We start from the raw sequence: 23651 nt of genomic DNA, 5'->3' as shown, positions 1-23651 counted from the left end.
AAAAATATGACTACTGGTGTTGCGGGATGAGCGAAGAAGTCATCGTAGAACAGCCTGTTCTCACAAAAAAACAGAAAACAAAGCAGGATAAACAGGCAGAACATATTGCCCGCATCAAGCGGACCCTTGTTGCCTCCTTTCTGGGTATCATCACCGGGGCTCTCTCCTACTATATTGGCGGGGTTCCGGATGCGGCCGGTTTCCAGAATGACGGCATATTGGGATTCATGCTCATGCTTGCGGGCATTGTCATACAAAAACACATCTTTATCCTCAGCGGCATGGACACAAGCAAACTCGGCGGCAAGGACTGGTTCTACCAGGGATTCATGACCTTTGCCTTCTGGTTTATGACCTGGACCCTCCTGCTGACGGCAATACCCCGTTGATCTTTTTTTGTGATCTCCATGAGAATAGCAATCGTTCATAAAGACCGCTGCCATGCCCGGAAGTGCGGCAAGGAATGCATCATCTACTGTCCCCGGGTGAGGACGGGCGATGAAACTGTTATCATCGGTGCCGAAGGAAAAGCCGTCATTTCCGAAGAACTCTGCGTTGGCTGCGGCATCTGTATCAAGAAATGCCCGTTCGATGCGATCGACATCGTCAGCCTTCCTGAAGAGCTTGAGCACCCCACCCACCGGTATGGCAGGAACGGTTTCGCCCTGTATGGTCTTCCGATCCCGGTTGAGGGAAAGGTCACCGGTATCCTTGGGGCAAACGGCATCGGGAAAAGTACTGCGGTCAAGATCCTCTCCGGCCAGCTCCGCCCCAACCTGGGGAACTTTGACAATGAGGTTGCCTGGGAGGATATCCTCAGGCAGTATGCCGGAACAGAACTCTTCGATTATCTCCAGACCGTCTCCAAAAAGACCCTGAAGATCTCATCCAAACCCCAGTATATCGATTACATCCCGAAGGTTTTCTCCGGCACGGTCCGCAACCTGCTCAAAACAACGGATGAACGCGGCAGATTGTCCGAGATCCTGCCGGTGCTCAAGCTTGACGGGATACTCGACCACGAGATAACCACGCTCAGTGGCGGGGAATTGCAGCGTGTTGCAATCGCGGCGTGTCTGGCCCGGGATGCAGAGCTCTATTTCCTCGATGAGATCACCCCATTCCTGGATATCTACCAGCGCATAGCTGCTGCAAAACTGATCCGTGACCTTGCAACCGAACGCCCGGTCGTGATCGTGGAGCACGACCTGGCCATCCTCGACATGCTTGCGGATACCGTTCATGTCGGATACGGCAGACCAGCGGTGTTTGGTATCATCACCCGGCCCAAAGGTGTGCGGGTAGGTATCAACCAGTACCTGGAAGGCTACCTGAACGAGGAGAATGTCCGGTTCCGGGATACCCAGGTGGTCTTCGAGAAACGCGCACATGACAAGGGCTCTCACCGCGATGATCTGTTCATTGTTCCTGCAATGACCAAACAGTATGAATCGTTCCATCTCACCGTGTCCGGAGGCACGATCCGTTCCGGCGAAGTACTGGGCGTTGTCGGGGCAAACGGTATGGGGAAAAGCACGTTTGCAAAACTCCTTGCCGGGGCAGAGACTCCCACTACCGGTACCATGGAGACGTCCCTGAAGATCTCGTACAAACCCCAGTATATCAAAGCGGAGACTTCCGACAGCGTGGAGATGTACCTGCGCCAATGCACGACAAAATTCGATTCCTCCATGTACCAGCATGAGATCCTGGAAGCCCTCACCCTTGGCCCGATCCTCCAGTCCCCGGTTGACTCCCTCAGTGGCGGGGAGTTGCAGCGCGTGGCAATCGCTGCATGTCTCTCCAAAGATGCAGATCTCTATATCCTGGATGAACCCAGTGCCCACCTCGATGTTGAACAGCGTGTCAAGGTGACCCGGATGATCAAACACCATGCCGAGGGAAGGGAAGCAGGTATCATGGTCATCGACCACGACATCTACCTCATCGACATGATCAGCGAACGCATCCTTGTCTTTGAGGGTGAACCGGGTATTCAGGGAACTGCCGCAGGCCCATTCCGGATGAGGGACGGTATGAACCGGTTCCTGCGGGAGCTGGATGTCACCTTCCGCCGCGACCAGAGCGGGCGTCCCCGGATCAACAAACCCGAGTCATTCCTTGACCGGGAACAGAAAAGCCTGGGCGAATTTTACTACTATGCCCAGGATGAAACGTAACAATCCATTATCATACCTTTTAATATTTTAACATGCCATTTTCCCTATATGCGGGGAGAGAAGCTTTCGGATGCAATAACATACGACAAGCTGCACCTTTTAAAGAAAGATTTTGACGGGTATATAGAGCGCAATACCGCGAAAGTTGATGTAAACCTGCCGGTTTTTTACGGGTATGTCATCTCCGCGCTGGAATCGTCGTTTCCGAATCTCCCGAGTGAAACCTATGACGAGTTCGTTGATAGCATAACGTTCAAAGTCCTGGACTCGAGCACGAATACCGGGGATTTCGAATATATCAAGAAAGTGATGGCAAATGCCCTCCGGTTCAAGAAGAACAAGGAAGCTGAACGGGGCATCAACATCGTTGTCGGGCTCAAGCTGCTCAAAAGCGGCGACTCGGTTCATGCCCTTATATTCCTCAAGAAATATGCAACCCTGGATGCAAAGCTCGGGACTGCCGTTGCATACTGCTATTATGTTCTTTCGCTGCGGGAGTTCAAGAACGATGATCCACGGTCAAAATCCCACCGGCCGGGCGAGATGGAACTCCTTGCCCGGGAGCTGATGATCACGCTCACGAAGCAGCAACCCGCCTTAAACCAGCTGCGCCAGCTCGAACTGGACGATCCCACATTCCTTGAGAAGATCTTCTGGCAGATGATCTTTGTTGCCCTTGAATGGTTTCCCAGCGAAAAATGGTTTGTGGAGACCGGCCTGAAAAACGCGGTCCTGACCGGCAATACCGAGATGCGGAAACGATTCCTCGATCTGGGTGCCGAGCGGTTTTACAATGATATCCAGTTCCTCCGCGAGATGTATTATTACAAGCTGGAAAACCGTGATGCTGCTGGTGCGGCAGGTATTGTCAACCAGCTGCTCAAGCAATACCCCGATAAACTTGAACCGATCTATCTTGGACTCAAGCTCTCGCTCCTGACAAACAAGAAAATAACCTACCACAGTTTCCGGAAACTGGCGATGACCCGGGGCATGCCCTCGCATATCGTTGAACTCTTTGATTTTGCTTTTGATCTCCTCAGCCATGAACAAAAAGACGCCACAACAAAGCTGGCGGATTTCGAAAAGGAATATTCCCGGTTCCTGTATTATACAACTACCCTTCGGTACCTGGCGGGAGATTTCATTTCACCCGATGAGAGCCGGATAAGGAAGGCACGGAAAACTCTTCTTGACTCTATCGATCAGTTCTGTCTTGAAGAATTAAACCGGAAAAAGTGACCGGGCCCCTCACCCCTTTTTGCCGGAAACGGTATCAGGAAAACAGTTTGATTCCGAATACTCCTGAGATCGCATTGATAAAGCCGGTTATAGGATCAAAAACCGAGCCTTTTCCAGACCCGTTGACGGTCTCCGGCAGGGGTCGTGATGATGAGGGGCTTAATGGAGATCCGGGCGAAATAATCCCACCCGGTGAAGTTGTCTGAACCAGAGACGAATCCGGTCCCGGAGTCACCAGCACAATCTGGATCAGGTTATCCGGCTCCGTTGTATCGATGTAATAGCCAATCGTTTCCTTTGTTGAAAACCAGACCCTGTTCAGGGCATCGACATTCACCGTCCGCACTGCGGATGATGTTCCGATTCCCTCAAACCGGGTCAGGTGCCGGTAAATCTTTCCGTTTTTCCAGATAAACAGGCCGTCATCTGAAGCGATATACAGTTTTCCATCAGGGCCCGCTGAAATGTCATTGATCATAACAGCAGATTTTGAGAGATCGCTGGTTGTCAGGACCGGTGCGAATCCGGCATCCGCCCCGTAATGTGCAACTGATGACTGGTCAAAGAAATAAACACCGCCCATGGGATCTTTCCTGACGTGGTCCATGGAACCGTAGATCGTGTTTTTGCCGGCCAGCTGCTCAAAGCGGATGGGCTCTTCCGGAGACCGGATTATCCATAAACCCTCCTTCGTTGTTGCAATGACCAGTGCATTTGTTGCGGGATCTACGACCATGCTGTCAATCTCGTAAAAACCCGGTCCGGTTTCTGTCATCGGCTGGAACCACGTCCAGGTTCCCTTGTGGACCCGGTGAATCCCGGAATTGCCGGTAGCAATCCAGATATCGTTATTCCAGCGCTGGAGATCGTTGATGCGGGGATCTTTTAAGAGCTGCTGATCGCGGATGGTCTGGTAGTATCTGCCATTAAAGATCTGGATCCCCCCGGAATAGCCCAGCCAGAGATTGCCATCCGCATCATATTCCATAGCCGTAATATAATCATCGAGAAGCCCTGCTGAAACATTATTGAGGTTGGCGTGGCGGGTTTCCCAGCTGCCGTTATAGGAAGAAAGGCCAAACGATGTGGCAATAAGAACCTCATTTCCCCAGGGTCCATTGATCAGATCCTTGATCTGATCCGAATGGATCATGCTGGCAGTCGGAGAGAACAACTGAATTGTGTAATCCGTAGTAACGGTTGCAGGCTGGTTGGAAACTCCCCCGAGTGAACCTGATGCGTCGGCAGTAACCGGGGAAATAAGAAGGATGAGAATGAGGGTAAATGCAGCAGTGCTATAGTTCACCAGTGGTGCCATCCGCTCTCCTGATAGAGATCTTCCCGCTGTTTCCCGGGAAGAATGTGACCGATCTGCCGCATTTGCCGCCAACCTCTTCTTTTGCCAGCCTGATATTGTGTTCCTTTAGGAGAGCCCGTATCTTTTCTGCGTTTCTTTCACCAATATTGAGGTTCGCCCCGAAATATTCGAACATGCTTGCACCACCGGCCATCTTTGCAACAAGGGACCGGTTCTTAGACCCCAGAGCATTCAGTTCTTTTAAGAGGAGGGGAACCGCGGTATCGGCATACTTGCCCGGACGGTCTTTTCTGCCTGCACTTTCCGGGAGCATAATGTGGACCATTGCACCGACCTTGAGCGAGTCATCATACAAGGTAAGACCTATACACGAACCGAGACCGATAGTCATCATGGGGAACGAACCTACTCGGTATTCTCCAATTCCAATCATTGCCGTCTGGTCATGGGAATGCGGTTCGGTCATTGTATTCACAACGGGGTTAAACACCTTTCATCATATTTTCCATCAGCTCAACAATACGCGCAAGCGTGCTGTTCTCCGGCATCATGATGATGTCGCTGTCGATTTTATGCTCTTCGCATATCAGTTCTGTGGAGAAGAGCAGGACTTCATCGATCTCTTCGCCCATCTGGGCAACAAGAGTGGACATGGCTGCGTGGGCCATGTCAATACTGAGCGCTGGTGGCGATGGGAGCATAATGAAACCCAGGAGTTCGGCGGTTGCATCCAGGAAGGCGGAGACCATGATGTTTCCCACTTCGAGAAGTGCGCTTTCATCCATCTCGTTCATGGTCCGGTTCATATCCGTTAAACCAAGCATGGTATTTGTGAGGCGGATGGCCGATTCCCGGGATATGTAAAATATAATGTACCCTCCGTGGGGGATCTCACCCTGGAGTTCGAAGGCCACCATGGCTGCAGACTCTTCACCCATATAGGTTCCAAGCTCTGAGATATCGATTGCCTTGATAGCCGGTACACTCATCTCGACTGCACTCCCGAGCATCTGGGATAAGGTAGTCGCGGCATGTGCGGCACCAATATTTCCGAGTTCCTGGATTGCATCAGCCTGAACTGTTGATAGTTTCATGATCTTCTCCTAAACCATAGTGTTGACATCGAGCACTGGCACAACTTCACCATCTCCCAGAATGGTTACCCCGCTGACTCCCCGGGTATTGCCGATGAACCGGCTGAGCGGTTTTACCACCACTTCCTGTTTTCCTTCAACTATGTCGACCGGGATACAGCATTTTCTCTTCTGGTATTGAACAACGATCAGGATCTCACATATCCTGGAGACACCGACCATATCGTTCAGCCACATGATCTGTAATACCTCGTCCCGGAGCAGTATTGCCTCGCCTTTTCCTATGTGGTGGGTGGAATCCCGTCGGAAATTGGCGACTTCAACGATGCTGCTTATGGGAATACCCAGTCGTTTCCCGTTGATCTTGACAATCATCACGTCAACAATTGCCATGGTGGGGGGAAGCAGAAGTTCAAAACGGCTCCCTTTGCCCGGGTTTGTTTCTACGCGGATTGTTCCTTTGAGCGCCTCGATCGAGCGTTTTACAACATCGAGCCCTACGCCGCGTCCGCTGATATCCGTGATCTTGTCGGCAGTTGAGAACCCCGGCTGGAAGAGCAGGTCGATGGCCTGTTCAACAGTGAGGGTATCCGCAGTTTCCTGGGTAATTAATCCTTTTTCGACTGCTTTTGACTTGACTTTTTCCACATTGATCCCTGCGCCGTCATCAATGAGTTCAATGATGACATTGTCGCGGTCGCGGTGGGCAGAGAGTTTGACGAAGCCTTTCCTTGGCTTGCCGGTCTTCTCCCGGGTTTCGGGAGATTCGATGCCATGGTTGACGGCATTTCGGATGAGGTGGAGCAGCGGATCGTTCAGGCCGTCCATCACACTCCGGTCAAGTTCGGTCTCCCCGCCCTCAATAACAAATTCAACTTCTTTCCCGTCATACTGGGCTACATCCCGGACAACCCGGGGTAACCGGTTGAATATCTGGTTGAGCGGGATCATCCGGATGACCATCATCAGGTTCTGGAGTTCCGATACGGAACGGTCAACCATACCGATGGCTTCATCCATCTCTTTGATCTTGTATTGTTCCGAGATCTGTTTGAGCCTGCCCCTGTTGATGACGAGATCCTCAACAAGGTTCATGATGTGGTCGAGCTGGTTGATGTCAACCCGGAGATGCTTGATCTCGCGGTTCTTGTCCGCAGATGATACCTGTTTTTTGTCCGCATCCGGTCCTTTCATTGCCGTGCCTGATGCTTCAGCAGGAGCCGGTGCTTCTTCCTTTATTACGGGTTTTATCTCCACCAACGCGATCTCGGTTCCCGAAGCAACGGTTTTCAGGGCATCCTCTCCGGCATCGCTGCGGATCCGGAGATCTACAGTACCTTCGAATTTCCCCTCATCAATGGCTTCTTTTGAAGGGGTAATTGATAGGATTGTCCCAAGTTCTTCGAGATTGCCGATGGCAAGCATGGCCCGCACATCCTTCATCATGCACTCGCTGGCTACCGTGATATGCATGTCATATTCCGGTAAGCCGAGAGTGTCGGCAAAGTTTTCATCCGGGTTTTCCGTAACCTCGATTGGCTGAACGGGTGTTGTGGGCAGGTCCGGCTGTTTCCCCTTTGTAACCCCGCGTTTTCCAAGCCAGTCCTTAAGGGCATGAACCTGCTCATCCGGGTTTTTGGAAGACGTATCGCCACCGGCTTCAACGTCATCGATCATCTGTTCTAGGACATCGGAACATGCCAGGAGAAGGTTGCCCAGTTCCTGGGTCATCTCTGCACTCCCGCTCCGGATGATCTGGAACACGTCTTCCATGGCATGGCAGAGCCGTTCCATATCCGCATAGCCCATCGATGCCGAGGCTCCTTTTAAGGTGTGGCACGATCGGAAAATTTCGTCGATTGCATTCTCATCGACACCCTTCTCCAGGATTAGGAGGTTTTTAACCAGGTTCTCATGGTTCTCCCGTGACTCTGCAACAAACAGGCCCCGGTAAGCCTCAAATTCAGACATTGGTATCCTCCATCTGCCGGACAACCCGTTCAATCTCTTTTGCCAGTTTGTTGAGCGGAAGCACTTTATCTACTGCATTATGCTGGATTGCCGATCTGGCCATTCCGTATACAAGACAATCCTTCTCATCGCAGATAAGGCTCACCCCGCCAGCTTCCTTGATTGCATGAGCTCCCGCCCCGGCATCATTCCCCATCCCGCTGAGAATTACTGAAACGATATTCTTGCCGTATACGTGTGCTGCAGACTCAAAGGTCTTGTCAACTGCGGGCCGGACGCCATGCAGGGGAGGTGAATTGGAGTGGACAATGCGGCCGGTCATCTGCTTATTCCCTTCCATGACGCCGCTGACAACCGTGTGAACACCTGCCTTGGATAACAGGATCTTTCCTGTCTCAACGAGATCCCCGTTTTCTGTCTCCTTGACCGGCATGGATGCAATGCGGTCAAACCGTTCGGCAAGGGCCGCAGTGAAACCTACGGGCATATGCTGGGTTACCATGACACCTGCCGGGAGGTCCGATGGCAGAGCCGCCAGAAGGGTATCGAGCATCGGGGGTCCTCCCGCGGAGGAACCGATCAGGACGACCCTTTCTGCCGATCCGGCTATCGCCGGGGGCTTATGAGGTTTGGGTGGGGCGATAAGGGTTACCAGGTGCTTGATCTTCGAGACCAGTTCCTGCTCGATTTCCCGGACATGGGGTATGTCTTTTGGTTTGAGCATGAAGTCATCGGCACCGAGCCGGATGGCCTGATAGGTCATCTCGGCATCCTTCGAGGTAAGAGAACTCAGCATGAGGACTTTTGGGCGTTTCTTGACTTTCCTGAGTTCTTCAAGAACCTGGATACCGTTCATCTTCGGCATCTCAATATCCAGGGTCACAAGGTCAGGACTGAGGCTTTCAATCCGTTCCAGTGCATCAATACCGTTTGATGCAGTTCCCACTACTTCGATAGCCGGGTCCTTGGTGACCATATCCCGGATGACCGTGCGCATAAACACGGAATCATCAACAATGAGTACCTTTACCATGGTCTCAGGTGGCGAGAACGTTTTTGACTTCCTCAAGCACTTTGGGTGCCTGGAACGGCTTGACAATATAGCCCTTGGCTCCGGACTTGATGGCCAGTTTCACCATCTGTTCCTGTCCAACGGCAGTGCACATCACAATCCTTGCACCAGGATCGATTGCTTTGATTGCCTTGAGTGCCTCAATACCGTTCATTTTGGGCATAACAACGTCCATGGTGACGAGATCAGGTTTCAGTTCCTTGTATTTTGCCACGGCCTCTTCTCCATCGCCTGCTTCTCCGGCAATTGTATGTCCGCCTGAGAACAGGATGTTCTTTAGAAGAGTTCTCATGAAGAGTGTATCATCCACGATCAGAATCTTTCCCATTGACGATCAAATATGTGATTGGTAAACCATTGCATAAAACTGTATGGGAAAAACAAGAAAAAAAGGGGAAAAAACCGTTAGTTTGTCTGAGACTTGGTGGCATCCGAAATGTATCTGACACCTTTTGTTGTGAGCTGAACCTCACGGCGGATTGTTACCACATCGGCAAGACCCAGTTTGAGTATTTTGTCATATATGGCATCGAGTTGTTTGTGGGGAATATTGAGCATATTCTCGATTGCGTGCGAATCCATCCCGGAGTAGATGAGCATTGCCACCTGCTGGTCGACACCGTCAAGCTCGGTGCCTTTCATGTCCATGCCTTTTGTTGTCTCTTTCAGAAAATTGTAGAGAACCTGAAGGGTTGAGAGGGGACAGAGTACGAGGCTTGAAACTACTTCACCGGACTCGACATGGTCTATCCTTACCACTTCCGTGGCCTTTCCCTGCACATCCCTTTTGGTGAGCTCAATGGCTGCAACATCAGTTACCGGAACGCAGATCTGTTTCGTTGCACCGACAAACCAGATCCCGCTCTGGACAACAACCACACTCCCTTTTTCCCAGGCCGCCTCCTTGATCATCACGCCCCCGCGAATGGCCGGGGACATGAAATATGCCATCAGGCGATAGGCATTGCATGAGCCGAGGATGAGTTTTTTTAATACTGCCAGTACTTTCTCTACGGACAGAATCTTGTAAACCGTTTCTTTATCGGTTTTCACGGTGATTATCAGAATATTTTTCCTTTCAGCAACATCTGCAACTGCTTTGAAGAGGATCTCCTGGTTGATAGGTGCGGGAAGGGCAATACGATCATCGCCGATGCCCAGTTTGATAACAATCCATTGGTTATTATGTTCTATTTTTGCCGGAACTTCTTTCATACATCCTCACGTGCAGGTATGGTTTCCCGTTACCGGGTTTCTGATACGTTGTACTATTATCATAAAGGTGTTTATTTCATTCCATTCTTTGGGTTTGTCTCAATTTTTTTTGCCTGAGTATTCTTAACCGAAGAGATCTTCTGATACATGTCATCAAGTTCTTTTTCGATCTCGTTTGCAGGAGCCTTGAAGTCTTTCAGTTCGCGCACCAGACTGATATCCACTTTCTTTTCAATCCGTTTTACGTCAGAAGCGAGCGAACTGAGCATATCCTCATCGCTGGTTGAGCCGCTTGCAAATGCGGCCATATCCGACTGGGTTGATATCTGATCCTCTACCTGATCCGCACCTTTGGGTGCGTCAGATGGAATCCAGGCTGTTTTTACCGCAGATTGTGCAGCATCCTGTTGTGGCGAAGCCGGCGCGGAAGCAGGTGCGGCAACTGCCTCCGGTGCCGGAGTATCCTGCATGTCAGGCAAGTCTCCGTCAAGTTCACCATCCATATCCATGTCATCGAGACTGATATTATCCAGGTCGCCAAAATCCGTGTCTAACGAATCTCCGCCATCAAGCCCGCTGAATTCATCCGGGGAATTCGGCTCCTGAGCTTGCAGGATCGCATTGGAGGCTGCATCGATATCCATGGTCGGATCGGGCAGATCGCCGTCAGATCCTGCCGCGTTCAGGCCCGTTGGTGGTGATGCGAAATCCTGATCGCCCAGTCCGTCGAGAAGTCCCGGATCGAACTCATCCTCGGAAAGCGAAAGGAATGGATCGGCATCCCCGGATGGTGCTGCTGAACTACCGGCCCCTCCGACCGGGGGAGGGAGTGGTGTCGGGGCTGCAGGTTTCTCAATTTTCTCGCTTACGGTTTTATCCAGTTGTGTGTTGATCTCGCCGACTTTTCTCTGGCGTTTACTTCGCTCCTGAAGAACCGTTCCAATAGATCTGAACGATGTGATGATCGAACTGAAGTGCCCGCGTAATCCGCCGGATTTCTCGGGGACTTTTGCCGGCAGCTTCTTTTCAGGAGTTTTTACGGGTTTTGACGGGGACTGTGCGCTGCCGCTCTCTTTATTTTTTGAAAGGCTCAGGTGTTTTAACCGGTCAAATAAACCGCCTTTTTTTTGCACCGCTGGAGTACCCGAAGGTTTGGGAGTTCCTTTCGGTTTTGGCCGGGCCAGAGATGATTTGATATCTGCAAGAGATACCGCCCCGGTCACAAAAAGGATGATGAAACCGACTACGATGACAAGGGGGATCATGATGATGAGCGGAACATCAAACAGGATCATCACGGAACCCGTTATGACGATAATTGCGAACAGGACGATTCTGCGTGTATTCTCTTTCATGGAAAATCCCTTGCTCTCATTTGGTGGCTGATGAACCTGCTGCTGCGCCAGCTGCGGCCATATTCTGAAGTGCTTCCGGGCTGAAGAACAAGCCTACTACAATGGGGCCAACCAGAAGGATAAGGCCGGTCAATGAACAGAATATTGCTGTGTAGAAATAAAACATATACCGATCGCCACCTCCAACAATACGTGCTGCGAGGATATTGGACGCAGTGATGATGGTTAATGTGTAGACCACAAACGCCCCCATCTCCTTCTCCGGGAAATTCGTAAACATAGTCATCCCCCCGCCAAGTACAGCACCCGCAGATATACCCCCGCCGGAACCTGCGCTTGCAGTGTTCTGTGCCGCCTGGAATTGTTCCATCATGGAAGCAACGGATCCTGTCAAAACTACCATGATGCGGTAGAGCGCGACAAAAATACCGGCCATTGCCATATGCATCGGGACAAGGAGGACGATGAAACTTTTGGCATGCATATCCTTCTTCTCACGGAGCAGTACCATTTCCAGAACCGATGAACCAACAACGGTCCCGATGGGTTCGGGAGGTCCGCCAAGGGTTACCGTATCGAGGTAAATATTGAGGTACTTATAGATGTAATTGCTTCCCGATTCCCCGATAAACTTACCCCAGACCTGTTTGTCATCAAGGCCGAGATTCATTTTGGAGTATACGGAGAGCACAAGAGGTTCAAGGGAGACAAGTGATTTTTTGTCGATGGTATTGAGTGCATATACTGCCGTTGTTCCCTGGCCCCCCATAACGGCACCCAGACTTCGGATAAATACTGAAAAATCACTGTCCCGCAGGGTAATATTGGAGTCATCAATAAAACCGATGATTCCCATAGGCGCCATCAATATTCCGACAAGAAGAAAAATCAGCCCCGCAGATATTCCCAGAAGGGAAAGGATCACTATTGCAGCTATGGTTAATGGAACAACGATCCGTTCCATGGCATAGATTGTCTGTTGTTCCTTGGATGCACGGTCTTTGAGTCCGTGGGTTTTCGGGTCACTCGGTACAGACTGGTACATGAGGACATTGCCGAAAACGCTGATACACAGAATGATCCCGTATGACATATTCAGGGTCATATCGAGACCGGCTGGTGCGTAGATGGCAATGGATACCATCATCGTAACCGCGATGACCGTGCCGGAGAGGAGCATGGCGATATAGGCATCTCCCCATTTCTTGAGCATCTCGAGTCCCTGCTCAACTTGGCTCCGGTAAACACTCTTCACGGTGTTGAGCTCATTTTTCAGAAAATCTTCGTCAGGCACACCGGACTCGATAGCATTTGCATACCGGTTGAGCATGCTCTGGAGGGTGGTATTACTTGTTCGTTCAGCTACAATGCTGAGTGCCTCGGAATAACTGTAATTCCACTGTTTGACAAATGTCTCAACCCTGGTGATGTATTTGGCAGAGATGTACTCTTTCCGGTTTGCAGAATAGGAAAATATTTCCGGTCTCGATGCACTGGCAAGTGCCAGTGAGGCCATGTAGGTATTCATGAAGAGCAGGTCCGCGCTCATCAGTTTACCCTCGGCGGCTACCTCAAGTTTCTCTTTGAGGTCTCCTATTGTGGAGGCAAACGGGAGTGGTTTTGCCTCTTTTACCGTGCCTTCCTTTGCAGGGATATCCGCCATATCAGGAACCAATTGTCAGGAGGCCCTGTTTCTTGATCTTTGTCATCATGTGGAAGAGATCCCAGAACTTGGTATACCCGGCCTTATGGAGCCGTTCCAGAATTTTAGCTCTCTTCTCCACTTCGAGATAAATCTCCGCTTTTTTACTCTCAGGCATACCCAGCATGGTGGCAATCTTATTTTCCAGTAAAAAAGAACTGCCTTTTCCCGACCAGGTAAATGTATCGGACACCGGCTCCCAGCTGAACATCTCGACAAAGGTGAATCCCTGCGTTTCCGGGTTGAATCCTACGAGTTCATTAACGCTGATCATCCGTCGTACCAGTTGCCCGTCGGGACGTTTGACTGCGCTCTGGATAACCACGAGATTGAGGTTATCGACATAGGTTCTCGGTATATTGATGGGATCCCCGCAGAGACGCTGGATAAGTTTCTCAACGGATGCTGCGTGAAACGTACTCATGACCGGGTGCCCAGTCTGCATGGCACCAAAGGCAACTGCACCCTCGACACCCCGGATCTCCCCCACAAGAATCTGGTTGGGACGCTGACGAAGAGCAGCTTTGAGCAGGTCGAACATAGATACTTCCCCGCTGGCTCCGCCCCCTTCTCCTTTTCCCTTTGCAAGCGCAACTTCCCGGATCCAGTTGCGGTGAGGCACGTTTAATTCCGGTGTATCCTCAATCGTAACTATCTTGTTTTCGGGTGGAATGAACGTGGTGATTGCATTCAGCAGTGTTGTCTTTCCGCTGGCAGTTTCCCCGGAAACGAAAAGTGACATGCCGTATTCCACGCAGATCCAGAGGTATGCTGCCGAGAGGTAATCAAGACCATTACCTTCGATGATGTTAAGGATGCTCAAGGGCACTTCGTTGACTTTACGGATGGTGAAGTTACTGCCATGCCGGGAGATGGCAGTGCCGTAAACTATGTTGATACGGGAACCATCGAGCAGCGTGGCATCCACAATCGGGCTGCGGTACGTGATGGGGCGCTTGATTCGCTCGGCCATCTTGACAACAAATTCGTCCAGTTCCTGCGATACTTTAAATTCAATAACCGATTTCAAGCCTTTGAAGATCTTATGCTCAATGAAGATCGGGCCGACCCCGTCACAGGAGATATCTTCGATATACGGGTCAGAGAGAAATGGCTTGAGTACTCCCATATCGATCTTATCCCGGATAAGCAGGTATTCGATTGCCCGGTACTCTTCATTGGTCAGGATAACCTTGCCATCAGGTGTAAGGGGAGTCTGGTGCTTCTTTTTGGTGTCCTTCATCTTTTTCTGGGCAGTAAAATCCGTATTTAGAAATTTTGTCATCTTTGATTTGATATCCTGTTTCCCTGCCACACCGCCGGTAAATTTGGATATGTCAACATTTTTCGGCCTGATAACCGCAACCGTTGCCAGCATCTTTTTTAAAACTTCCGTCCGTTCTTTGTCGTTGAGAGGATCATCTTCAAGGGCATCGATAAGATCGATAAGTTTTGTTTCAATAACCGGTAACATCTGGCTGACACTGTGAAGGAATGATGGTTCGATCGGGATGTAAAAATTCCTGACATCATCGGGATCCGGAAGGATATGGACAAACGTGGTATCGTTTACCGGATAGATGATATTCGGGCTTTTCATCGTACGCAGGTCTTTTTTCAGTTCTGCGAGAAAGAGGGGAATGCCATAGGTATTCACCGGGAACGTGTGGAGGTATTCAAGGAGATGAGGGCTGGCCTTGACGTAATCTTTGGCATTTGCCGGAAGCATTTTGTACAGCGGACTGGATTCAATATCATTGTAAAAATCAACATTGGAGTCCACAACTTCTGGTGTAAACGGGAGGTTGATTGCGACAGACAGCGTCCCCATATCAGACCCTCGCAAAACTCATGGGGATGATCTTCATGCCATAACCCGGGTGGACTTCGAAGCTGACGAGATTACCGGTTGTTTTCCGTGCACCCCTGACTTTGATAACTTCCATGACCATGACGTACTTATCCCCGACAAGGGCTTTTTTCATGTTCAGGTGGGCATCGCAGATCGAACGGATCCGGACCAGGGTATCTTCCTCGAATGCATAGGTATGGAGGGTAACGAGGATTGTTTTCCCGTGATCAACTAACGATTTGCAGTTGGTGAAGAACGTAAGAATCGTGTCTGTCTGGGCATATTCCGTGAACAGGGTGAGTGAATCAACGATAATAACCTGGGATTTGCTTTTCTGGATATGGCCGATGAGGTGTGCCAGGATCCCTTCCATCTCCTCTTTTTTCCATTCGAATCCGACTACGTGGAGCGGGAATACTTTAAGGTAACCCCAGGCAAAATATTCCGAGATATCGAGACTCATGGATTCCATCTGCTTGATGAAACTCTTGCTGGTACTCTCCGTGGTGAAGAGATCAACCGACATACCCTGTTTCATAGCTCCCCAGATGATCTGCTGGGTCAGCACACTTTTACCCGTATCGTTCTCTCCCTCGATAAGGGTAAGGGATTCAAGGGGCAGGCCATCCGCTATTTTTTTATCCAGTTCACTGTTCCCGGTGGATAATATCTGCCGGTCCTCGCCTCCCATCAGATCAGAAATGTGTGCCATGAATTTTCTCCCCTGTTATACAACGGTTGTTGAAGCCGATACTCCATTGCCCGTGGTGATCTGGATCCGGAGCGGTGTTAATCCTGGAAATGTTGCTTTGATCCACATTTTTTCACCCGGGTCGAGCATGTTCGGGTGGATATAATCGTTATCGAACGTGGTGATGGTCCAGTTGCCCGTACCGCCCTTATCATCTGGATCATAGTTATAATATTGGTAGATATCTGATGCATTGTAGGTATAGATATCCATGTGGGTGAAATCTGATATGATCTCGTTTCCTGAATTTGTTACACTAAAATTAAGCGCTGATATCCCCACTGGATTAATTTCCGATGTGTTTAACTGGATGTCCGTGCGTATCCGGGCTTCGTTAAGTATTGTCAGATCTTTCTGGGCATTTGCAACGGTCTCAGCTGCAGTCAGTGTCCCCCCGACAAGGATGTATGCTACGACAACAAGGAGAAGTACCCCGATTGCTGCTCCGATTATTTCTGCAACGGCCATAGAATATCAGATCACGGTAAATTCGGTTGACCGCCAGATCCCGTTGGGCAGGACAAACTGGAAATATGCCATATTGGGTGTAGCGGGTAAAATGCTGGCAGGAAATGTAATTTCGAGGGTCTCACCCGGATCCCAGAAATTATTGACCTGACTCGCGGATTCTTTGATCGTTGCTACCCAAGTGATCCCATAATCCAAGCGTTGGAAATTTCCGACAGCGCCACAAAAGACATCGGAACGTTCTATTTCATCCATCGATATTTTGGCACTGCCCACATTTTTCATCCAGACATGTCCAAGTATAACACCCTCCGTTTCTACCTTGTCATTTGTAGCAAGGACGATCTTGAAATCCGTGCGGAGCCGTTGATCTGACTCATGGGTTGCCGATGAGAATGTTCCGGCCATGTTAAAAACAACAGGATAAATTGCATTGATGAGGACACCTGCTGCAATAACCGCAGTTATCAGGAACAATGCCGTGGTAATCGTATCGGCTGACATTGGTTATATCCTGTCCGGAAGATTCATCCATTCTTCATCTTTCTCTTTATTTTTCGAGGATGATTTTTTCTCATTAAGCGCCATATTCGAGAGATCGATCATGTCCTCAGTATTTCGTTCTGAAACAGGTATATTCTGCTGGCGCTGTTCCATCATCACTTCAATCATGTCCCGGTCAAGGGATGTATCATTGGGGGCAAGTATCCTGTTGAGTGCGTACAGCTCCGCAACGAACTCATCGGGACCGACTTCGTGTTCTTCCCCGAGGTTTGCCGGCATAAGCCGGGAAATTTCCCGGATTTCATCTGTTGATTCCTTAGGAATATATCCCATAACCCGGTAGGATTCAAGCATGATCTCAAGCCGGTCATGTCCGAATTTTTTAACTGACTGGTGCGTCCATTTGAACAGTTTGTACACTTTCTGGAGACGCAGTTTCTCGTTCATCTGTGTGGGGGGGGCAGCAGGAGGAGGAGCTTTATGTCCCTGCATCATCTGGGATTTTAATGCTGCAAGCATCTGATCTTCAAGAATCTTTCTTTCTTCATTTACCGGTGCTGGTGGGATCTCCTCTTTAACAGGGGGAATTTGTTTCTTAGTATCAGCCTCAGTTTTTGCCTCGGCATCATTTTTTGCTTTTGTTGCATCCATCTGTGATTCCCGTGCATCCAACGCAGCTTCCCGGGCCTCAAGGGCAGAGCTCTTTGCATCACTGACTTCAGACTCTATCCCGGAATTTGGAGTTGTCACTCCACTCCCCGATGTAGCCGATAGGGTAAAGGGGTTTTCCAGCTCATTCATCCGTTCCCGGATGTCCATCAGGAGGCGCTTGATGGATGTTTTTATGAGGTCGACCTCTCGCTCCAGATTCTGAAGCTTGACTTCCGGATCATCCTCTGATGCGGCAGTAATGATATGGTCGACCTGAGACTGGTTTACCGCCATAAATTATCTAATCGTTATATTACATTTTTAACTAATAAACATTCTTATGATAAAATATGCATGCATAACGTGATGCTGAAAGTTTCAGCAAATATTTGGTAGAATACTGTTGGTTTTAAAAAAAATCTGGAACGCATCGGGAACTTAAGCTGAACCGATTTGGTTTTGAAAAAAAAATTAGTAGAGGATGTTCACTCTCTGGATTGAAGCCGGGGCAGTTCGGGTGATACCCAGTGCCGCACCAATGGATGGTTTGACTTCGATCGTGAAATAGTCGTTCTTCGTTATGCCATTGCTTGGCATTGCCATAATGTCGAACTGTTCGCCACGTTCAAGAACGCTGTCGGACGTGATCTGGTTCTGGACATTCACAATGGTCCATTTACCCGCAGTTGCTGCTGCACTTCTATTTCCCTGCGTGAGAGTCTGGAGTTGGGTAGCATTACTGTAGGTCAATACAACCTTGTCAAAATCAACCGGGGTACCGCCCGGAGCTAATGCCGCGGTGAAATTGATTGCATTGATTACGGTACCTGCAGTGTCCGCACTGCCATACACATTACCAACGATTTCGAGAGTCGAGCTCGCCTGCTGTACACCCGTGTGGACGACTTCCTGGCTCTTCTGGGTTGTGAAGAAACCGGCGCCAAGCACCACGTACGAGAACACCGCCGCAACGACAACGAATGCGATGAGCACAATTGCTGCCTCGAGGCCGGTGAATGCACTATCATTTTTAATAGATCTCATGATTCACCTTTGGGGGCTAAGATAAATCCAAACCCTTAAAAAGTAAATCGCATCAATCGTATGTATATTTTTGCTCTATGGTGTGGAATAAAAAAACAACTTTTCTGCGTTTTTTTTTAAAAAATAAACTCTTCCGGGTTCAATATTCAATGCCCCTTTTTAGAGAGATCCCGGAAAACTGATAGGTGAATGCTGGTGGTATTCAGTTGGCGTTTCATCAGTAATGAATTTCTAAAAACCCGCATGAAGTAAAGGCTTCACCCCAAAGCAATGAAAATCTGAAAAATGGCAACCCCTTTTTTGTGGACTGTCATGGTGGTTCAAATATCAGGACAAAGAACCTGATAAAAAACGAGCCAAATATGGCATATCGAACAGCTAAGTGTGCCTGAGTGCGCGGATGACAAATGACATTCGAGGAATCATTCTGCCAACAAGGTGGTGAATATGGAACAATCAAGAAGTAAAGGTTGGGGAATAGACGTCCATGGAGGATTTCTTGTTGCGACAATCCTCGAACGAAACGGACAGAAAATGGCGGGACACTACCACAATAGGTTGGAACAACGCCTCATACTGAAAGAATGGGGTATCATGGAACATTGTCCGGCAGTAATATTAGAATCTGCGGAAGAATACAGCATCTCACTCTGCGAGGTCTTACAATCTTACAAGAATATGGGGAGATCATTGTTACCAATTCGTGTCACATCAAAGGGATTGGGGAAAGAAGACCGATAGGCTCGATTCAGAATGGATAGCAGAACCTGCCCCGGATGAGTAAAATTTCACTGTCAGGAATTTTGTCCATGGTAATGAGATTCCCGGGCACTTACGAGATTACGGGAGAACCTGGTAAAAGAACGAATCGATCATAAAAAACCGGATCCACAAGGTTCTTGATTCTGCCTGTATCCGGTTATCGGCATACTTTACCGGTCTGTTCGGGAATCTGGTTTTATTTTTCAAAGAGATCCTATCCGGAGTTCCTCCAGAGAAGATTACCTGAAATCTACCTTAATGATTACGCGCACGATCGGGATGCAGTCCGGACTCAGTCTCCTGCGTATCGATTGATCCAACTCCTGACTTAGGTTACCTTGATTGAGCTGCTGCCCGAAAAGATCTAAGAACCGGAACGGCAATTCTCAACAACTTGCAAAAAACCGAAGGCCGTGACAGATACTTTGGTCCGTTCCGGGGATCGGCACGATCGGTGCGACAATATTGCGTGCAGAAATTTGAGGTGTCAACAACGTCTCAACCACGGATAACCTGGCGAAATGGATATGGGTACCACCTCTGCGCGTATCAATCTGCAATTATACACCGTACCGGATCGATTTCAGGTGCCATTGATTGGCTGGTAAATGCAGGGTTCGAGATTATTGATGGAAATTATCATCTCAATAAAAGAGTACCGGGGACTTGATTGTTCCCAGATTTTTATGAAAAAAATTAGTAGAGGATGTTAACTCTCTGGATAGAAGCCGGGGCAGTTCGGGTGATACCCAGTGCCGCACCAATGGATGGCTTGACTTCGATCGTGAAATAGTCGTTCTTTGTTATGCCGTTGCTTGGCATTGCCATAATGTCGAACTGTTCGCCACGTTCAAGAACGCTGTCGGCCGTGATCTGGTTCTGGACATTTACAATGGTCCATTTACCTGCAGTTGCTGCCGCACTTCTTGATCCCTGCGTGAGGGTCTGGAGTTGGGTAGCATTACTGTAGGTCAATACAACCTTGTCAAAATCAACCGGCGTTCCGCCTGGGGCTAATGCTGCGGTGAAATTGATTGCATTGATTACGTTACCTGCAGTGTCCGCACTGCCATACACATTACCAACGATTTCAAGGGTTGAGCTCGCCTGCTGTACACCCGTGTGGACGACTTCCTGGCTCTTCTGGGTTGTGAAGAAACCGGCGCCGAGCACCACGTACGAGAACACCGCCGCAACGACAACGAATGCGATGAGCACAATCGCTGCCTCGAGACCGGTGAACGCACTATCATTTTGAATAGATCTCATGATTCACCTTTGGGGGCTAAGGGTAATCCAAAACCCTTGAGGGTTAAATTGCATCAATCATATTTATATTTTTGCCACAAGGTGGGGGATAAAATACATGTTTTCTGCGTTTTAAAAAAAACTGTATCCAGTATCAATATTCAATGCCCTTTTTGGAGAGATTCCAAAAAACCAATGGATGGATGCTTGTGGTATTTAGTTTGGCGTTTAACTGTACTTCCTTACACGGGAAGTATGTGTATGCATTTTTTTGTTTTGATTTATTGATCGTTTATCTGTCATTGCCGGTATAGTGCCTGGGATGGGCTCACACAATTTCGTAGTATTGGAGATTCTTCCGGGCTCCTGCCTGTATCCAACCATTGTTAATATTCTGTACCAAAAAAACCTTAATAAAGATAGATTGTAAGTGGTTAAAATCTCACAGACAATATTTTTGGTAGCAATTTCCTTCTTCTGGACAAGAAATACTCCACCACTCAGATCCCAACGGAACCGTCTTTTCTGAATGGAGACGGTGTTTTTAGGATCTGGCATCTGGCAGGTTTCTTATTCTTGAACTGTAGCGCGATATCCGCTCGAAATATACCTAAATGATCTCATTGTTTCCGGAACGGGTCGGGATAAAGATGTCTGCCAGAAGTGGTTCCTGGATATGGCGATGGATCTCTCCATAATCGTATCTTTTTCCAGAACATAACACCCGGGGTTTCGGTATTCATGGTATTTTCGGAATTGTTATTCAGCATGCCGGGTATCATGGACGGGAGAATTGGATGGGATACATCCGGTTATGGCCTGGCGAGATGCGTCAACTGACATTACCTTATTATGGTAATGTTTCCTCACCGTACCCGTTCTGGCAGGATAATAATGGCTGCAGTCTCCACAGGGAAATTCTGAAACGTAGATAGTGGTATTGGGAATTCTATCGTTGGTATTGGAGACCCGGTTTAATGTTTTTCTGAACGTTATCCGATGATTTTGGTTTTTTTTTATCCGCACGATGCATTTTTGGAGCGGTGTGAAATGGGATTCGACAGACCGATCCGGGTGTTTGGGCTTGTTCCATGTCCCCAATATTTTCGACAAATTCCCGGCAATGCCTTAAGAGGTAGTCCTTGGACAATATGAGGATGAGAATCTGCGGCCGGGCATACGTCTTCTTCGAATATTTGCGGGAATACGGAGAAATCCGTCCAGATAATAGCAGACTCCGCAGTTAGGATAAACCCGGTATTCCGGCTTGCTGATCTCTTTGTTGTCCCTTTACACGACAACACATCAGAGTATGGTGACGCGGCCATCAGATTTTTTGGTCTGGCGCGAATCTTCCTTTTTAGGAAATCATCTCATGAGAGCAGCATTTTCTTTATTATCGGATGCTGTCTGTCAGCCAATGCAGAATGAAAGGTTTATTGCACAGGTACTTGTAAGAATTCTTAATCAAACGGGTGCGAAAATGAAAGCCGGGCAGATTTTCACATGTCTCTCAATCCTGATCCTGGGACATTTACTCATAAGCGGGTGCATAAATATTAACGCCCCGGCCCCGGCGATTACAACGCCTACGCCAGAAATAATTTATGTAACGGTTATGGTCACCCCCCCCGGCATCGTTTCTTCGGCCGCCACGCATGTAAAGACAACACCGGAACCAACCTCTTCCTATACCGGCCTGGTCCTTACCGGTTCAAAAAAGACCAACCAGGTTATTCTTGATGAAACCTACATTGCCCAGTATAATAACTGGTATTGTGCAGATCTGCAGGAAGCAATAGGCCAGCCATACCTGTACCCTGATGAACGGTATAAGATCACTGTTTCATCCTCAGCATCCACCCGCTGGGGTCACACAAATATTCTTCTGCTCAAGGACAATGATGCTCAGATTTTCAAAACAATCTCGCCACGGTGGGATGATGTCAATAAAAAATTCATATATGATGGCATTGTTCCGGTGGTCCTGTTCAGCGATGTCATGTCACCGCGAAGCCAGATCTTTTCCGTGGAAAAAACCGGTAAATATTATATCTGTCTTGACGATCGGCAATATTCATCGGAAGGATTTAAGCTGCAGACCGGAGCCCCGGCTTTTGAAGCCTATGTTAAACTGATCAAAAACCCGGAATAATTACCATTATATCTTCCGGATCGACCGTTCTCTTCAATGTGACCGCAGATCCCAGTGATGGAAAACCGACTCGCAGGTTTTGATGTTGTATGAAAAAAACAAGGGATTGTTGTTATCTCATCGCGAGAATCTGCTTTGTTGAATATCTGGTTTTTTTTCGCTCCCGGTAACATGAGAGCAGACCCTCTTTCAATGGCTATACCTTTGCTTCATCAAGCTCGGTCTGCTCGCCAACCCATAATTTCAAGGAATGTCCGAATCGATCGGATCGGAAAAAAATAAAAAGGCACTTTTCGGGTCATGTAAGTATTATTCTGACAGGCCGGTGTGATGGGGATTAATTTCTGATAATAACAGGCATATCCACACACCCAGGGTCCTGCCAATATTCTGCATAAAAAAAACGGTGTTATCGGCTTTTACCCTCAGTATCCGATCCAGGTACCTGTACGAAAACCTGCGGGAAATTATTCGGGGAATTATTCATCAATGAAATCGGATACAATACGCCGGATCTCCTGCATCTGGGCGCAGAAGTAATCATATTTAACGTAAATATTCCCGGACGAATCGATATGTACCGTCTGTAACAATGCCGAATCATGAAGCCGGTCAAACCGGGTAATTTTTTGTTCCGACAGGCGCATACGGATTTTCCTGACTTTCGTCTGTTCATACAGGCTTAGGTTCTTGGGTCGGCCACGTGGCATTATCTGAAATTATCTGCAGATATTAAAAAGGTAATCCTTGTGTTCTCAAAAGCCGGCATGATCCGTTGAAATCAACAACCGTAAATACAAGAAATGGAAACCTGACAGCAGGATCAACAATGGCAGAAGCAGTTATGGCCCCGATCTTCGCAATTCTTGCCGGTGGAATACTTATTGCCGGAGGTCTGATCTCCGCAACCGCCCTTGCACCATGGATACGGATAATCCTGGGTATCGGGGGGGTGGCAACAACTATGCTCGGGATAATCATGCTGTTTGGCCTGGCATATAACAAGCCACAGAAAACCTGAAGAAAAACGGGGCATTGGGTCTCTGATCCGATATCTCGTGAAGATT

Annotated in this window: 22 protein-coding genes; 5 read left to right on the top strand and 17 right to left on the bottom strand. The window is 48.7% G+C overall.

Annotated features, from left to right (window positions below; genetic code table 11):
• Nucleotides 1-26 precede the first annotated feature (26 nt).
• The 3 genes from WC598_RS04610 to WC598_RS04600 are packed head-to-tail and all read left to right on the top strand — an operon-like array spanning nt 27 to nt 3422.
• Nucleotides 27-389: a hypothetical protein gene (locus WC598_RS04610; protein WP_372960296.1), complete on the top strand. Its 363-nt coding sequence runs from the start codon at nt 27-29 to the stop codon at nt 387-389.
• Between the two features lie 18 nt (nt 390-407).
• Nucleotides 408-2180, top strand: a complete 1773-nt coding sequence (locus WC598_RS04605) for a ribosome biogenesis/translation initiation ATPase RLI (protein WP_372960295.1) — start codon at nt 408-410, stop codon at nt 2178-2180.
• Nucleotides 2181-2228: 48 nt separating this feature from the next.
• Nucleotides 2229-3422: a hypothetical protein gene (locus tag WC598_RS04600; RefSeq protein ID WP_372960294.1), complete on the top strand. Its 1194-nt coding sequence runs from the start codon at nt 2229-2231 to the stop codon at nt 3420-3422.
• Nucleotides 3423-3456: 34 nt separating this feature from the next.
• On the opposite strand, the gene WC598_RS04595 is transcribed toward WC598_RS04600, so the two are convergent.
• From WC598_RS04595 to WC598_RS04520, 16 genes are all read right to left on the bottom strand, one after another.
• A complete protein-coding gene (locus WC598_RS04595) occupies nt 3457-4740 on the bottom strand; it encodes a two-component regulator propeller domain-containing protein (RefSeq protein ID WP_372960293.1) in 1284 nt (427 codons plus the stop codon).
• The gene (locus tag WC598_RS04590) at nt 4718-5206 is read right to left on the bottom strand and encodes a chemotaxis protein CheD (protein ID WP_372960292.1); all 489 of its coding nucleotides are present in this window, start codon (nt 5204-5206) and stop codon (nt 4718-4720) included. Before WC598_RS04590 ends, WC598_RS04595 begins: the two co-directional genes overlap by 23 nt.
• 16 nt (nt 5207-5222) lie before the next feature.
• Nucleotides 5223-5834: a chemotaxis protein CheC gene (locus tag WC598_RS04585; protein WP_372960291.1), complete on the bottom strand. Its 612-nt coding sequence runs from the start codon at nt 5832-5834 to the stop codon at nt 5223-5225.
• 9 nt (nt 5835-5843) lie between these two features.
• Nucleotides 5844-7805, bottom strand: a complete 1962-nt coding sequence (locus tag WC598_RS04580) for an ATP-binding protein (protein WP_372960290.1) — start codon at nt 7803-7805, stop codon at nt 5844-5846.
• The gene (gene cheB, locus WC598_RS04575) at nt 7798-8838 is read right to left on the bottom strand and encodes a chemotaxis-specific protein-glutamate methyltransferase CheB (protein WP_372960289.1); all 1041 of its coding nucleotides are present in this window, start codon (nt 8836-8838) and stop codon (nt 7798-7800) included. Before cheB ends, WC598_RS04580 begins: the two co-directional genes overlap by 8 nt.
• Nucleotides 8839-8842: 4 nt before the next feature.
• Nucleotides 8843-9205, bottom strand: a complete 363-nt coding sequence (locus WC598_RS04570) for a response regulator (protein WP_372960288.1) — start codon at nt 9203-9205, stop codon at nt 8843-8845.
• A 77-nt stretch (nt 9206-9282) separates the two neighbouring features.
• Nucleotides 9283-10092, bottom strand: coding sequence for a CheF family chemotaxis protein (locus WC598_RS04565; RefSeq protein WP_372960287.1), 810 nt, complete (start codon nt 10090-10092; stop codon nt 9283-9285).
• A gap of 71 nt (nt 10093-10163) precedes the next feature.
• Nucleotides 10164-11447 (bottom strand): hypothetical protein, encoded by a 1284-nt coding sequence (locus WC598_RS04560; protein WP_372960286.1) that lies wholly within the window; start codon nt 11445-11447, stop codon nt 10164-10166.
• Between the two features lie 16 nt (nt 11448-11463).
• Nucleotides 11464-13110, bottom strand: coding sequence for an archaellar assembly protein FlaJ (flaJ, locus tag WC598_RS04555; protein WP_372960285.1), 1647 nt, complete (start codon nt 13108-13110; stop codon nt 11464-11466).
• A gap of 1 nt (nt 13111) precedes the next feature.
• Complete coding sequence (locus tag WC598_RS04550; RefSeq protein ID WP_372960284.1) at nt 13112-14980, bottom strand: type II/IV secretion system ATPase subunit; 1869 nt, start codon at nt 14978-14980, stop codon at nt 13112-13114.
• A 1-nt stretch (nt 14981) separates the two neighbouring features.
• Complete coding sequence (locus WC598_RS04545; protein ID WP_372960283.1) at nt 14982-15713, bottom strand: ATPase domain-containing protein; 732 nt, start codon at nt 15711-15713, stop codon at nt 14982-14984.
• A gap of 15 nt (nt 15714-15728) precedes the next feature.
• Entirely contained in the window at nt 15729-16220 is a 492-nt protein-coding gene (locus WC598_RS04540; protein WP_372960282.1) for a hypothetical protein, read from the bottom strand.
• A 6-nt stretch (nt 16221-16226) separates the two neighbouring features.
• Nucleotides 16227-16724 (bottom strand): flagellin, encoded by a 498-nt coding sequence (locus tag WC598_RS04535; protein ID WP_372960281.1) that lies wholly within the window; start codon nt 16722-16724, stop codon nt 16227-16229.
• 3 nt (nt 16725-16727) lie between these two features.
• Nucleotides 16728-17669 carry a hypothetical protein gene (locus WC598_RS04530; RefSeq protein ID WP_372960280.1) on the bottom strand — a complete coding sequence of 314 codons (942 nt, stop codon included), beginning with the start codon at nt 17667-17669 and terminating at the stop codon, nt 16728-16730.
• Between the two features lie 177 nt (nt 17670-17846).
• Nucleotides 17847-18419 (bottom strand): archaellin/type IV pilin N-terminal domain-containing protein, encoded by a 573-nt coding sequence (locus tag WC598_RS04525; protein WP_372960279.1) that lies wholly within the window; start codon nt 18417-18419, stop codon nt 17847-17849.
• Nucleotides 18420-19877: 1458 nt separating this feature from the next.
• Nucleotides 19878-20450 (bottom strand): archaellin/type IV pilin N-terminal domain-containing protein, encoded by a 573-nt coding sequence (locus WC598_RS04520; protein ID WP_372960278.1) that lies wholly within the window; start codon nt 20448-20450, stop codon nt 19878-19880.
• A gap of 1597 nt (nt 20451-22047) precedes the next feature.
• On the opposite strand from WC598_RS04520, the gene WC598_RS04515 reads away from it, so the two are divergent.
• The gene (locus WC598_RS04515) at nt 22048-22584 is read left to right on the top strand and encodes a hypothetical protein (protein WP_372960277.1); all 537 of its coding nucleotides are present in this window, start codon (nt 22048-22050) and stop codon (nt 22582-22584) included.
• A 479-nt stretch (nt 22585-23063) separates the two neighbouring features.
• On the opposite strand, the gene WC598_RS04510 is transcribed toward WC598_RS04515, so the two are convergent.
• The gene (locus WC598_RS04510; protein WP_372960276.1) at nt 23064-23294 is read right to left on the bottom strand and encodes a hypothetical protein; all 231 of its coding nucleotides are present in this window, start codon (nt 23292-23294) and stop codon (nt 23064-23066) included.
• A gap of 119 nt (nt 23295-23413) precedes the next feature.
• On the opposite strand from WC598_RS04510, the gene WC598_RS04505 reads away from it, so the two are divergent.
• A complete protein-coding gene (locus WC598_RS04505; RefSeq protein ID WP_372960275.1) occupies nt 23414-23605 on the top strand; it encodes a hypothetical protein in 192 nt (63 codons plus the stop codon).
• Nucleotides 23606-23651 lie beyond the last annotated feature (46 nt).

Source organism: Methanoregula sp., assembly GCF_041645475.1.
Lineage (GTDB): Archaea > Halobacteriota > Methanomicrobia > Methanomicrobiales > Methanospirillaceae > Methanoregula.
This window is presented reverse-complemented; position numbering and strand designations above follow the sequence as displayed.